Annotated in this window: 13 protein-coding genes; 2 read left to right on the top strand and 11 right to left on the bottom strand. The window is 68.9% G+C overall.

The window, feature by feature from the left end; translation table 11 throughout:
- Window positions 1–67 precede the first annotated feature (67 nt).
- Entirely contained in the window at window positions 68–727 is a 660-nt protein-coding gene (locus tag ACFVRO_RS15025) for a TetR family transcriptional regulator (protein WP_386953674.1), read from the top strand.
- Here the strand turns inward: ACFVRO_RS15025 and ACFVRO_RS15030 are convergent.
- The 4 genes from ACFVRO_RS15030 to ACFVRO_RS15045 are packed head-to-tail and all read right to left on the bottom strand — an operon-like array spanning window position 710 to window position 4,662.
- Window positions 710–1,534 (bottom strand): ABC transporter ATP-binding protein, encoded by an 825-nt coding sequence (locus ACFVRO_RS15030; protein WP_386953677.1) that lies wholly within the window; start codon window positions 1,532–1,534, stop codon window positions 710–712. The genes ACFVRO_RS15025 and ACFVRO_RS15030 overlap by 18 nt on opposite strands.
- The gene (locus ACFVRO_RS15035) at window positions 1,531–2,541 is read right to left on the bottom strand and encodes a FecCD family ABC transporter permease (RefSeq protein WP_386953680.1); all 1,011 of its coding nucleotides are present in this window, start codon (window positions 2,539–2,541) and stop codon (window positions 1,531–1,533) included. The genes ACFVRO_RS15030 and ACFVRO_RS15035 overlap by 4 nt, the downstream gene beginning before the upstream one ends.
- 29 nt (window positions 2,542–2,570) lie before the next feature.
- The gene (locus ACFVRO_RS15040) at window positions 2,571–3,614 is read right to left on the bottom strand and encodes a FecCD family ABC transporter permease (protein WP_386953682.1); all 1,044 of its coding nucleotides are present in this window, start codon (window positions 3,612–3,614) and stop codon (window positions 2,571–2,573) included.
- 4 nt (window positions 3,615–3,618) lie between these two features.
- Complete coding sequence (locus tag ACFVRO_RS15045; RefSeq protein ID WP_386953685.1) at window positions 3,619–4,662, bottom strand: ABC transporter substrate-binding protein; 1,044 nt, start codon at window positions 4,660–4,662, stop codon at window positions 3,619–3,621.
- A 161-nt stretch (window positions 4,663–4,823) separates the two neighbouring features.
- Here ACFVRO_RS15045 and ACFVRO_RS15050 point away from each other — a divergent pair, with 161 nt between their 5' ends.
- A complete protein-coding gene (locus ACFVRO_RS15050) occupies window positions 4,824–5,609 on the top strand; it encodes an AraC family transcriptional regulator (RefSeq protein ID WP_386953688.1) in 786 nt (261 codons plus the stop codon).
- 198 nt (window positions 5,610–5,807) lie between these two features.
- Here ACFVRO_RS15050 and ACFVRO_RS15055 read toward each other — a convergent pair whose 3' ends face one another.
- The 7 genes from ACFVRO_RS15055 to eno all read right to left on the bottom strand — a co-directional run bounded on the left by ACFVRO_RS15055 (window position 5,808) and on the right by eno (window position 13,065).
- Window positions 5,808–6,536 (bottom strand): DedA family protein, encoded by a 729-nt coding sequence (locus ACFVRO_RS15055; protein ID WP_386953691.1) that lies wholly within the window; start codon window positions 6,534–6,536, stop codon window positions 5,808–5,810.
- A 70-nt stretch (window positions 6,537–6,606) separates the two neighbouring features.
- Window positions 6,607–7,467 (bottom strand): cation-transporting ATPase, encoded by an 861-nt coding sequence (locus ACFVRO_RS15060; RefSeq protein ID WP_386953694.1) that lies wholly within the window; start codon window positions 7,465–7,467, stop codon window positions 6,607–6,609.
- 290 nt (window positions 7,468–7,757) lie between these two features.
- Window positions 7,758–9,239: an NAD(P)/FAD-dependent oxidoreductase gene (locus ACFVRO_RS15065; protein WP_386953697.1), complete on the bottom strand. Its 1,482-nt coding sequence runs from the start codon at window positions 9,237–9,239 to the stop codon at window positions 7,758–7,760.
- A 38-nt stretch (window positions 9,240–9,277) separates the two neighbouring features.
- Entirely contained in the window at window positions 9,278–10,570 is a 1,293-nt protein-coding gene (locus ACFVRO_RS15070; protein ID WP_386953700.1) for a S8 family serine peptidase, read from the bottom strand.
- The gene (locus ACFVRO_RS15075) at window positions 10,567–11,103 is read right to left on the bottom strand and encodes a DUF501 domain-containing protein (RefSeq protein WP_386953703.1); all 537 of its coding nucleotides are present in this window, start codon (window positions 11,101–11,103) and stop codon (window positions 10,567–10,569) included. The genes ACFVRO_RS15070 and ACFVRO_RS15075 overlap by 4 nt, the downstream gene beginning before the upstream one ends.
- A gap of 58 nt (window positions 11,104–11,161) precedes the next feature.
- On the bottom strand, window positions 11,162–11,536 hold the full coding sequence (locus ACFVRO_RS15080; protein ID WP_341942587.1) for a septum formation initiator family protein: 375 nt from the start codon (window positions 11,534–11,536) through the stop codon (window positions 11,162–11,164).
- Window positions 11,537–11,784: 248 nt separating this feature from the next.
- A complete protein-coding gene (gene eno, locus ACFVRO_RS15085) occupies window positions 11,785–13,065 on the bottom strand; it encodes a phosphopyruvate hydratase (protein ID WP_105672602.1) in 1,281 nt (426 codons plus the stop codon).
- Between the last annotated feature and the right edge of the window lie 53 nt (window positions 13,066–13,118).

Here is a 13,118-nt window from a genome sequence, read left to right on the forward strand (position 1 = left end):
AGATAATAGGACCAGTGGTCTGTTCAGAACAGTAACGGACCACCGGTCTGTTATCAAGGGAATGTTCATGTCAGAGCCCACGAGATTCGCCCGAGCCCGTACTGAGCAGCAGCGGGAGGAACGACGCGAGAGCATCCTCGACACCGCCGCCACCCTGCTGCAGGATTCGCGGATCGCCGAGCTGACCCTGAACGAGCTCGCGAGGCGCGTCGGTCTCGCCAAGTCCAACGTCCTCCGATACTTCGAATCCCGTGAGGCAGTGCTGCTGGAGCTCATGGCGCGCGAGTACGACGCATGGCTGGACGTCCTCGACCGCGAACTCGACTCCACAGCGACGGCCGATGTCGACAGGGTCGCCGAGGCGGTCGCTCGTACGGCGTCCGAACGTCCGCTCCTGTGCGAGCTCCTCTCGAACGCCTCGATCGTGCTCGAGCACAACGTGTCGGCCGACGTCGCAGCCGCATACAAGCGGGGTGCGCTCGCGGGGGCGATCCGCCTCGGCTCCCTGCTCACCGGCGCCCCCGCAGATGAGCGGTCCGCCCTGCTCGCCGGCGCCGTGAACCTCGCGGTAGGCGGCGTCTGGGGAATGTGCCGTCCGTCCCGCGGCATGCTCGCCGCCTACGAGGTACATCCTGAGCTCGCCGCCTACCGCCTCGACCTCCGCACGACGCTCCAGGAGCTCGTCGCCACGCTCCTCACGGGGGCGGCATCACGCCGTTCGCGCTGACCCGCGACCGGAGCGATCCCGCCCGATCGGCACGATGTTGGGCTTCCCCGTGATGGGATCGGGCACCACCACACAAGGCAGCCCGAAGATCTCCTCCACGAGTTCTGCGGTCACGATCTCCGACGGCGCCCCCTCCGCGACCACCGCGCCGTCTTTCATGGCGATCAGGTGGGTCGCATAGCGCGCCGCGTGATTGAGATCATGCAGGACGGCAACCAGAGTGCTCCCCCGCTCGTGCAGATCGGTGAACAGCTCGAGCAGCTCGATCTGATGAGCGATGTCGAGGAAGGTCGTCGGTTCGTCCAGGAGCAGCAGCGGCGTCTGCTGTGCGAGCGCCATGGCGACCCACACGCGCTGACGCTGGCCACCGGAGAGCTCGTCGACGAGCCGGCCGGCGAGGTCGTCGACCTCCGTCGCCTCCATCGCCTCGGCGACTGCATGCTCGTCTTCCTGGGACCACGGCCGGAGCAGCGACTGATGCGGATAGCGACCGCGCGCCACGAGATCGGCCACGCGGATGCCGTCGGGGGCGAGGGAACTCTGCGGCAGGAGCCCCACACGCCGTGCGACCTCTTTCGCCCGGTACTCGTGGATCGATTTCCCGTCCAGGACGACGGCGCCCGCGCTCGGTGCGATCAGCCGTGACAGCGCCCGCAGCAGCGTGGACTTGCCGCAGGCGTTCGGCCCGACGATGACCGTGAACGAATCGTCCGGGACCTCGACCGACAGGTCGGTGGAGATCACACGGCGGTCGTACCCGATCGTCACCCTCGAGGCGTGAAGACGACTGTACCGGGATGCGTTCATCGACGCGCTCCTTCCTTGATGAGCAGCCAGGCGAAGTAGCTTCCGCCCACGACGACGGTGACCAGCCCGACGGTGATGTCGAGCCGCTGCCCGATCACGTCGGCGGCGAGCAGGAGCACCGCACCCATGATGCCCGCGCTGACGAGGTCGAGACCCGGTGTGCGCGCCACGCGCCGAGCGAGCTGCGGCGCCACGAGGGCGATGAACGCGATGGGCCCCGCAGCCGCGGTGACCACCGCGGTGAGCGCGACCCCGAGGACCGTCATGGTCAGTCGGGTGCGTTCGACATCGATCCCAAGCGCCCTGGCCGCATCGTCGCCGAGCTCGAGCTGGGCGAATCCGCGCCGCGTGACGGCGACGAGCGGCAGGAGGGCGGCGAGCACCACCGCGAAGGGCACCAGCTGCTCGTACCCGAGGCCGGAGAACGACCCGAAGCCCCATGCGATCGCGGCGCGCGCCTGCTGGGCTCCGGTGCTGATCAGCAGGTAGCTGTTGATCCCGACAAGGAACGCGGAGACCCCGATGCCGACGATGATGAACCGGAACCCCTGGACGCCCCGACGATACGCGAGCAGGTACACGAGCAGTGCCGTGAGGACACCTCCGAGGACCGCTCCCATGGAGATCAGCGTGTACGACACGCTGCCGAACACGAGCATGACGATGAGGGCTCCCGTATAGGAGCCGGCGTCGAAACCGATGACGTCGGGACTGCCGAGCGGGTTGCGCGTGAGGGATTGGAAGATCGCCCCGCTGATCCCGAGAGCGAGGCCGCCGAGCACAGCGAACAGCACCCGGGGAAGCCTCCACTCGATGACGAGCTTCCGGACGTTCTCCTCGCCTCCGCCGAAGAACGCGGAGAGCACCTGCGAGAGATCGAGTCGATAGGTGCCGATCGCGAGTGCCACGGCTCCGAGCACGAGCAGCAGGACGAGGAGGACGGTGCGCACGACGACCGTACGCAGCTCGACTCGCCAGACCGCCTCTCCGACACGGACGGAGAGCACGCGAGGCGGATCAAGAGCGACTGCCGATCTCACAGCCCGCTCACCCGCTTCCTGCGAGCGAGGAGGATCAGAACCGGAGCGCCAAGAACGGCCGTCACGATGCTCACCTGCAGCTCGCCCGTGGGGAGGACGATACGCCCGACCACGTCGGAGAGCAGCAGCATGCTGGGCGCGACGATCGCCGAGTAGAGGATGATCCATCGCTGATCGGGACCGGTGAACCAGCGGACCGCGTGCGGCACCATGAGGCCGACGAACGCGATGGGGCCCGCGAGCGCGGTCGCTCCGCCCGCGAGGATCGTGACGCCGACGATCGAGAGCACCCGGGTGCGAACGAGCCCTGCCCCCAGCGTGCGCCCGAGGTCGTCGCCGAGCGCGATCGCGTTGAGCGGGCGGGCGAGCAGGAACGACATCACCAGCCCGACCACAAGGAACGGGCCGATGATCACGACCGCACTGTCATCGCGTCCACCCAGACTTCCCATCCCCCAGAAGCGGAGCATGCTGAACACCTCCATGTTCTTCAGCATGATGATGGAGGTCACCCCGCTGAGCACGGCGCCGATCGCGACTCCGGCGAGTGTCATCCGCCCGGCAGAGGGCCCGCCTCGCCCCGCCGCTCCGATCAGGTACACGATGAGAGTCACCAGGAGAGCACCCGCGAGGGCGAACCACACATAGGCCTGGGGCCCGCGCACCCCGAAGAGGCCGACACCGATCGTCACCGCGAACGTCGCTCCGGCGTTCACCCCGAGGATTCCAGGATCGGCGAGAGGATTGCGGGTGAACGCCTGGATCAGGGCGCCGCACACACCGAGCGCCGGCCCGACGACCAGGCCGACGATCGTGCGCGGAAGGCGAGCGTCGCGCACGATCGCCTGCGCATCGGATCCGTCGAAATCGAACAGCGCCGCGATCACGGTGCCAGGGGCGAGCGCCTTGGCACCGACCATCAGGCTCAGGAGAACGGCGACGCCGAGCACCAGCACTGCGACCACCACACCGCCGGCGCGCGCCGCCGCACCTCGGGACGTCGTGAGACGCTCCGTCTCACGCTCCGACACCATCGTCATCCGGTCAGTTCGATGCGGGGAGGGCGTCGGCGAGCGCGTCGGCGACGTCATCGATCGTCGAGGGGATGCTCAGGACGCTCGGCGCCGTTGTCGCCCAGGCGAGACGCTGATCGGTGAAGAAGTAGTAGGAACCGGCGGCGATCGGCGCCCAGCGCGAGACGAGCGGGTCGGAGATCGTGTGCTCGACGTCGTCGGTCGTGTTGGCCCATCCGATGTGGAACTGCGAGTCGATGTCGCCGAGCTTCTCGAGGCTGACGTCGGCGTAGAACTCCTTGGTGGTGCCTGACAGATCGGCCACGTCAGGGGAGCCGGTGAAGCCCAGCTGTTCGATGAGAGGGACGCGAGGATCGCGAGGCAGGTAGAGTCCCAGCGAGGTCTCCCCCTCTCCGAGGAACCATCCGTAGCTGAAGACGACTCCACGGAACTCCGGGTGCGCCTCGGCCGCGGCGGCGATCGCTGCGTCCGCGTCGTCGAGGAGCTTCTGCGCCTCGTCCTCCTTGTCGAGCACCGTGCCGATCGTGAGCGTGAGGTCCTCTCGATCCGAGGCCCAGGTCGATGTCGCGAACGCGATGGTCGGCGCGATCTCGCTCAGTCGCTTGTAGTCGGTCTCACTGATCCCCGAGTGGTTGGCGAGGATCACGTCGGGGGCGAGCGCGAGGATCTGCTCGAAGTCGTACTCACCGGCGTCCGTGAACTCGATGATCTCGGGGAGCTCGCCGCCGAGATCATCGACCCTGTCGGCGAACCAGGGGAGGTAGGCGTCGACGTTTCCCCAGCTGAAATCCTCGACGCCGACCGGCACCTCGCCCAGAGCGGCGACGACATCCTGCGAGTACCAGCCGAGCGTGACGATGCGCTCGGGTTTCGACGCGATCTCGGTCTCGCCATAGGCATGCTGGACCTCGACCGGATACGCGCCGGACGCCTGCTGCGCGGTCCCGCCATCGGTGTCCTGCGCCGCCGCGCAGGAAGCCAGCGACGAGGCGACGACGGTGAGCGCGATGAGCGCGATGGCCGCGCGCGAGGCGCGCCGGAACGGACGGGACATGGGACTCCTCGGGTGGAATGCACAGGTGACGAGCCCCAAACATAGTGAAGGCTTACCTAAATCGCTACCATCATGAAAAGACATGGATCATCGCATTCATCGCACGCGTTGTCCGTTGAGTATTATTCGAAGCCTGGATCTGCGTTGGAGAACGAACGACTGTGCCTGGTAGGACATACGAGAATCTCGCCGCGTACCGAGAGACGGTGCTCCCCGATCAGTACTTCGAGCCGCATACTCACGACGCCGATCAACTGGCATGGATCCCGGGCGGAGTCCGGGTCAGCGTCGGAGACTCCCAGTGGCATCTGCACGGCGACCATCTCGCGTGGATCCCCGCTCTGTCCGAGCACGAGATGCAGATGGCAGGGGTCGAGGAGATGTTCAGCCTGTACCTCGACCCGTCTCTTCGAGCACCGCAGGAGCGCTGGAGCCGCCCTCTGGTCCTCCCCGCCGACCCGATCGTCACCGCGATCGTGGAGAGTCTCTGTACGAGGGACGTCGATCAGGCGCGGCTGGATGCATCGATCACCCTGCTCCGCGAGGTCCTCTCGTCGACGACGGAGACCTATGATGCACTCGCCGTACCAGCCGAACCGCGCGCCCGCAGAATCGCGGAGACGATCCTCGACGACCCGCAGGACGGGAGAGAACTCGAGGCCTGGGCCGCAGAGTTCGGAGTCAGCACCAAGACCCTGCTGCGTGCCTTCGTCGCGGACTCCGGCCTCACCTTCAGCCAGTGGCGCACCCGTGCTCGCATCTACGCCTCCGAGCGCCTCCTGAGCGATGGTCATTCGGTGCAGGAGACATCCGAGCTCATCGGGTACTCGACCGCCACCGGCTTCATAAAGTCGTTCCGTCAGGTGTTCGGATCGACGCCGGCCGCGTACATCAGAGCGAAGCGTCGTGTACGAGGAATTCCTGTCACACGACGCCTACCGTCCTGACGATACGACGGCGATCAGCCCTGCGTCGGACGTCGGCGAAGACGACGAACGCCCCGAATCCTGATGGATCGGGGCGTTCGTCCGCTCGCGCCTACTTCACTGCGGCGGGCTCGGCCTTCTTGTCTTCGGTCTTCTTGGGCTCGGCCGTCGCGACCGGAGCCTTCGCGGCGGCTGCATCGGCCGCCGGACGCAATCGCTTCAGTGTCGGTTCGAGTCCGACCGGGGGTACTCTCGCTCCCTCGCAGCGTCGAGCACGGCAGCATCGGCGAACGCCGCGGTCTGGGCTCTCGACTCCCGGACCCTGCGGAGGACCAGCACGATGAGCGCCACGGCGATCGCGGCGTACACGACGTAGTCGAGGTATCCGAGGTAGCTCTCGAGCTTCTCGTGCTGCGTGCCGAGGGCGGCTCCGACGCCGATGAGCATCGCATTCCAGAGGCCGCTGCCGACGATCGTGTACACGCTGAAGCGCACCAGCCCCATGCGCGAGGCACCGGCCGGTATCGAGATCAGGCTCCGGATGCCGGGGACCATCCGGCCGACCAGGACCGTCCACCCGCCGCTGCGCGCGAACCAGTGCACGCCGCGGTCGAGGTCGGATCTGCTGACCAGTCGCGTCGCCGCGAGGAATCGCACGGCACGCTCCATCCCGATCGCGCGTCCGAGTCCATAGAGCAGCAGAGCGCCGATCCACGACGCGAGCGTGCTCCAGAAGATGAGCCAGCCGAGGTGCAGTTCGCCGCTCTGGCTCAGGTATCCCGCAAACGGCAGGATCACCTCGCTCGGGATGGGAGGGATCAGCACCTCCACGAACACCAGCACCCCCACCCCGACGTCTCCGAGGGCGGTAAGGACATCGGCGGCGAAACCGGTCAGTCCGGTGAAACCGTGTTCGGCGGCTGTCGCGACGGCAGCGGCGGGGCTCATCAAGGGCTCGTCTCTGTCAGGGGCTGTGCGGATATCGGAGAAGGCTCGGCGGAGTCATCCGTTCGGGCGTTCATCTGCCGAACAGGTCGCCGATACCCGGGATGCCGAGGTTCCCCAGCTGCTCTCCCCACCCCGAGGCCGTCTCACCGAGACCGGATACCATGTCCCCGACCGAGCCTGCGACGTCCTCCGCGCCGCCCGTGAGCGACTCGACATCGAACCCGCCCACGAGCGCCTCGACGTCCAGACCGGCGGCGAGCGACTCGAAGTCGACGCCGAAGCCCGCCGCCTGGTCCAGGAGCGGAGCCGCGACGGTGCTGAGCACGGCGCCACCGGCGACCACCCCGAGCACGCCGACCGCAGCGCCTCCCGCGAGCGCCGCGCCCCCGGCGCCCCCACCGCGGACACGCGAGAGGAGCCCGCGCATGCGGCCGGGGTTCATGGCCTCCGCGCGGCCGGCAGCGCGCGACAGATCCTCCGACGAGGAGGAGCGCGGACGCTCGCCCGGCGGGAGCTCCTCGCGCATCCGCGCGGCGACATGCTCGCGCTGCTGCGGGGTCAGCCGCGCGAAGGCGTCGCGGTGGATCCTCTCGACCTGCTCGGGGTCGGCCGTGCGGAGAAGGTAGTCGTAGCGGGCGATCGCCGCTCGATCCGACTCGGAGACCGAGGCCGCAGAACGCGCCCGCCCGGAGGTCGTCGGCGCGCCGGCCGGCGGGGGCGAGTACCGGTCGGCGGACGCTGGACGCGCCTCCTGGGGTGCGGGCCGATGGGAGGAGGGCTCGGACGACCCTCGCACGACGTCGGCGGCCCGACGCCCCAGGTCGCCCCACTCGGTCGAGCGGGACGCACCGCCGTATTCACCGCGTGTCGAACCGGTGGTCTTGTCGAGGGCCTCCGTGGCCAGGCCGAGGAGACGGGAGAGCTTTCCCATGGTGATCCCTTCGTGGAGCGAAGCGGACCGGCGGGGAGCCACCACGTCGGGACGACGGCAGGGGGTACCACGGCGGTCCGCCAGGCGGACGCCAAGGTCTCCTCCACCCTCACGGGCCGGCGGGCCGGGACACGATGACATGTCCGTAGTGACGACTGCGCCGCAGACGGGAGTACTCCCCTTGCTCTCCCGAGACTATCCGGCGGAGTTATGCGTCTCCTCCGAGGCACGCACGAACGCGAAAGGCCCTCCCCGAGCGGGAAGGGACTTTCGTTGCGAGACGAGGCGGACTACTTGGCGGCGACCTTCTCGGCGGCGGGCTTCTTCGCAGCGGCCTTCTTCGCCGGAGCCTTCTCGGCGACCTCGGCCTTGTCTGCAGCGGCCTTGTCTGCTGCGGATGCCTTGGCGGCCGGCGCAGTCTTCGCGGCGGCCGGAGCGGCTGCATCAGCCGCCGGACGCGGACGAGCGGCGAACTCCTCGAAGACGTAGCGCGGGTTCTGGACCGTCTCGAGGTTCACGAGGTCACGACCCAGCCACAGGTTGTTCCACCAGCCCCAGAGGACCCGCCACTTGCGCTCCCACGTGGGCATCGCGAGACCGTGGTAGCCGCGGTGCGCGACCCACGCCACGAAGCCCTTGAGGGCGAGCTTGCCGGACTGGAAGACGCCGTTGTAGAGACCGAGGCCGGCGACGGCGCCCAGGTTCTTGTGGAAGTACTCCTTCGGGTCCTCTCCGCGCAGCACGGCGACGAGGTTCTTCGCGAGGAGCTTGGCCTGGCGCACGGCGTGCTGGGCGTTCGGCACGCAGAAGCCGCCGACGCCACCACCGGACAGGTCGGGAACGGCCGAGACGTCACCGGCGGCCCAGGCGCCTTCGACGAAGGCCTCCGGGGTTCCGACGCGCAGGTCGGCGCGGGTCTGGATGCGACCGCGCTCCTCGACGGGAAGGTCTCCGCCGCGCACGACGGTCGGGTTGGCCATGACGCCGGCGGTCCAGACGATGACGTCGGTCGGGATGACCTCGCCCGTCGAGAGCTCGACGTTGCCGTCGATCGCGCTCGTGAGCTGCGTGTCGAGGTGCACGTTGGCACCGCGCTTGGCGAGGTCCTTGAGCACCCACTCGCTCGTCTGCAGCGAGACCTCGGGCATGATGCGACCCATCGCCTCGATGAGGTGGAAGTGCGTGTCGTCGAAGCTCAGCTGCGGGTACTTGCCCACCAGAGACGAGGCCAGCGAACGGAGCTCTGCGAACACCTCGATGCCGGCGAAGCCGCCGCCGACGACGACGACCGTGAGGAGACGGTCGCGCTCGGGCCCTGCGGGCAGCGACGCGGCCTTGTCGAAGTTGGACATCACGCGGTCGCGGATCGCGACGGCCTCTTCGATCGTCTTGAGGCCGATCGCGTTGTCGGCGATGCCGGGGATCGGGAACGTGCGCGACACGGCGCCCGCGGTGACGACGATCTGGTCGTACGCGAACTCGTACGGCTCGCCGAGCGGCGGGGTGATCGTGGCGACCTTGTTGGCGTGGTCGATGTTCGTCACCTTGGCGGTGAGGACGTTCGTGCGCTTCAGGTGACGACGGTGCGCGACGACCGAGTGGCGTGCCTCGATCGAGCCCGCGGCGACCTCGGGGAGGAACGGCTGGTACGTCATGTACGGCAGCGGGTCGACCATGGTCACGTCGGCTTCGCCCTTGCGAAGGTGCTTCTCCAGCTTCCACGCCGTGTAGAAGCCTGCGTAGCCGCCGCCGACGATCAGAATCTTGGGCACAGTGCTGTTCTGAGGCACAGGGGGACAACTCCTCGGAGTCAGGAATGTGGCGTGCGAGCGCGCGCCGATCGGATGCGCCGGGCAGCTGCGGTGACGCCAAGCGCTATCAGGATACCAGGGACTGTGAGCGCGACGAGCGGCAGGGTACCGTAGCGCAGTGAATCGGCGCTGGGAAGCAGCGGAGAACCCGGTTCCGTCGGCGAATCCGCCGCCGGAAGAGGCGGCACGGCGACCGGCGTGGAGGTGGGAACCGGGGCGGGCTGGGTCTGCGCGCGACGGAACAGCTTGACCCATCCGGCGAGGTCGCCCATGGGGTTCTCGGTGACGGAGGGGACGTCGGCGGTGACCGCGCCCTCGGCGTTCAGGAGTCCGTATCCGTAGAGGGGGTCGGGAGCCTTCGTCATGCCGGGAGCGGGAACCGCCGTCTTGATGATGCGGTTGATGACGTTGGCCGCGGACATGTCGGGATGCGCGGATCGGACGAGCGCGGCGACGCCGGCGACGATCGGAGCGGCGCCGCTGGTGCCGCTCCACGAGGCGAGCGTGCCGTCCGCCGACATGCCGATCAGGCCCTCGCTGGGCGCGGCGACGCCGATCGTGATGCCCTGGGTCGACGCCTCGACGCTCGCCGAGCCGGTCTGGTCGACGCCGCCGACCGTCAGCACCCCTGGGATGGTCGCGGGTGCGCCGATGATGTTGGTGCCGCTCCCCCGGTTGCCCGCGGCGACGACCACCACCACGTCATGCTCGAACGCGTAGAGGAATGCGTCGTCCCAGCTCCGGTCCCAGTCCAGCGTGTTCGTCGTGAACGAGAGGTTGATCACGTCGGCCCCGTTGTCGACCGCCCAGCGCATCGCCTTGGCGACCTGCTCGGTGAACGGGACGGATGCCGATGCGCCGAAGCCGACGGAGATCGAGAGGAGCTTCGCCTCGGGCGCGACGCCGATCATGCCCTTTCCGTCAGGGGCTCCGCGCCCCGCGGCGAGGGAGGCGACCCAGGACCCGTGGTTGCCGTCGATCGCGCCGATCGGGGTCCGTCCGTCCGGGGTCCCGCTGCCCGACACGTCGGTGCCGCCCGCGACGGCGCCGTCGAAGATGCCGGGGACCTTGCCGATGCCGGTGTCGATCACCGCGATCGTCGCGCCGGAGCCGCGGGTCGTCTGCCAGGCCTCGCGGATGCGTGCGCCGTCGAGCCAGTACTCGGTCGCCCGTACGGGATCCGAGGGGTCGTCGGGAACGGGCGCGGGCGTCGCCGCCGCTCCGGCGAGCAGGACGGATGCCGCGATCACCGCAACCGCGACGGCGCTGCGCAGCATCCGGCGTCGGCTCATGCCACGGGTTCCTCGCGCACGGCGGCCCCCGGGTCGTCGCACCGGCAGTTCTGCGGAGACCAGGTCGAGCGGGCGAGCGCCTCGTCGCCGATGGGGTTCACGCCGGGGCCCGCCGCGAGAGCGTGACCCGCGAGCGCATGCAGGCACTTGACCCTCGTGGGCATGCCGCCGGCGGAGATGCCGTCGATCTCCGGCACGTCGCCGAACTGCGCGCGATCGGCGAGATACGCCTGGTGCGCCGTCAGATACGCGGCGGCGATGTCGTCGTCTTCGGAGAGGAGCGCGGCGAGCTCCGGCATCACCTGCGTGGCCTCGAGCGTCGACATCGCGGCCGTCGCCGCGGGGTGCGTCAGATAGTAGAACGTGGGGAACGGGGTGCCGTCCGGCAGCCGCGGAGTGGTGGCGACCACGGTCGGGTTGCCGCAGGCGCAGCGGGCGGCGATGCCGACGACGCCGCGCGCGGGGCGTCCCAGCTGTGCGGACACCACGGCGAGCTCGGCGGGCGTGGGTGCGGGGAACGGCGGGGTGGTCACCCCACCAGCGTAGGGGAGGCCGCCGGGAGGATGCTCGGAGCGACCTGCTCCGGGCGCGTCACTGAGCGGGGACGGCCGTCTGGCTGAGTCCGGCGGCCGTCAGGGTGCGCAGCATCTGCGGCATCCAGTCGGCCGGATCCTCCTCGAGCGTGTCGCTCACCGGCTTCTGCTCCTGTGGCAGCGCCGCGGGGTCGAGGTCGTTGTCGATGAGGTACACGATCTCGCCCGGCTTGACGTAGTACAGCCGCTCTCGGGCCTGCGTGGTGATGTAGGCCGGGTCGGTCCAGCGATCGCGCTCCGCCTCGAGAGAGGAGATCTTCTCCTGCGAGACCTGGATCGACGACTCCAGGGCGGCGATCTTCTGACGCTGGTCGATGAAGGTGCCGAGAGTCGGCACGAGCACCCAGGCGCCGAGGACGACCAGGGAGAGCATGATCACCGAGAAGGCGGACAGCCGGATGCCGGAGGCCCATTCCCTGACGTCGACGCTGCGACCCGCTGCGCCCCCTGTCGAAGAGGAGGTCCGCGCGGAGGGCTTCTTCCGAGGGCTTGGTGCCGTCCGCTGCGCGGAGGTCGACGGCCGCGGAGACGGAGAAGGGGGAGCCGGACGTCTCGCCAAGGCTCCCCCTCTCGTCTGCCGCCTCAGGGCGGCATGGTCAATCGTGCGTGCGCGTCAGCCGATCAGGCCGAGAACCGCGGGAACGCCGAGCGACCCGCGAAGACCGCGGCGTCGCCGAGCTCCTCTTCGATACGCAGAAGCTGATTGTACTTCGCGACGCGCTCGGAACGAGCAGGCGCACCCGTCTTGATCTGACCGGCGTTCGTGGCGACCGCGAGGTCGGCGATCGTGGTGTCCTCGGTCTCGCCGGAGCGGTGCGAGAGCATCGCCGTGTAGCCGGAGCGCTGCGCGAGGCTGACCGCGTCGAACGTCTCGGTCAGGGTGCCGATCTGGTTCACCTTGACGAGCAGCGAGTTGGCGACGCCGCGCTTGATGCCGTCGGCGAGGCGCTGCGGGTTGGTGACGAACAGGTCGTCGCCGACCAGCTGCACCTTCGAGCCGAGCGCGTCGGTGAGGAGCTTCCAGTTGTCCCAGTCGTCCTCGGCGAGAGCATCCTCGATCGTGACGATCGGGAAGTCGTTGACCAGGCCCTGGTAGTACTCGATCAGCTCGGGGCCGGTCCAGTCCTTGTTGTCGAGACGGTACACGCCGTCGGAGAAGAACTCCGTGGCGGCCACGTCGAGGCCGAGGGCGATGTCCTTGCCCGGGGTGAAGCCGGCCTTCTCGATCGCCTTGATGAGGAACTCGAGGCCCTCGCGGTTGCTGGGGAGGTCGGGGGCGAAGCCGCCCTCGTCGCCGAGGCCGGTCGCGTAGCCAGCGGCCTTCAGCTCGCTGCGGAGCACGTGGTAGGTCTCGACGCCCCAGCGCAGCGACTCGGAGTAGGTCTCGGCGCCGATCGGGGCGAGGAAGAACTCCTGCATGTCGATGCCGTTGTCGGCGTGCTCGCCGCCGTTGATGACGTTGAACAGCGGAACGGGCAGCACGTGCGCGTTCGGGCCGCCCAGGTAGCGGAACAGCGGCAGGTCGGCGGAGTCGGCCGCGGCCTTGGCGACCGCGAGGCTCACGCCGAGGATCGCGTTCGCGCCGGTGCGCTGCTTGTTCTCGGTGCCGTCGGTCTCGTTGAGGATCTCGTCGACGATGCGCTGCTCGCTCGCCTCGACGCCCTCGATGGCCGGGCCCAGCTCGTCGATGACGGCGGAGACGGCCTTCAGGACGCCCTTGCCCCCGTAGCGGGACTTGTCGCCGTCGCGGAGCTCGTACGCCTCGAACGCGCCGGTGGATGCGCCCGAGGGGACAGCCGCCCGCTGGACGACGCCGTCGTCGAGGAGCACCTCCACCTCGACGGTCGGGTTTCCGCGCGAGTCGAGAATCTCGCGTGCGCCTACAGCCTCGATCAGTGCCACAGAAGTGCTCCTTGTTCAGAAAAGGGGTTTGTGGTGGAGCGACGTCGATCCGT

This window comes from Microbacterium sp. NPDC057944 (assembly GCF_042887445.1).
GTDB lineage: Bacteria > Actinomycetota > Actinomycetes > Actinomycetales > Microbacteriaceae > Microbacterium > Microbacterium natoriense.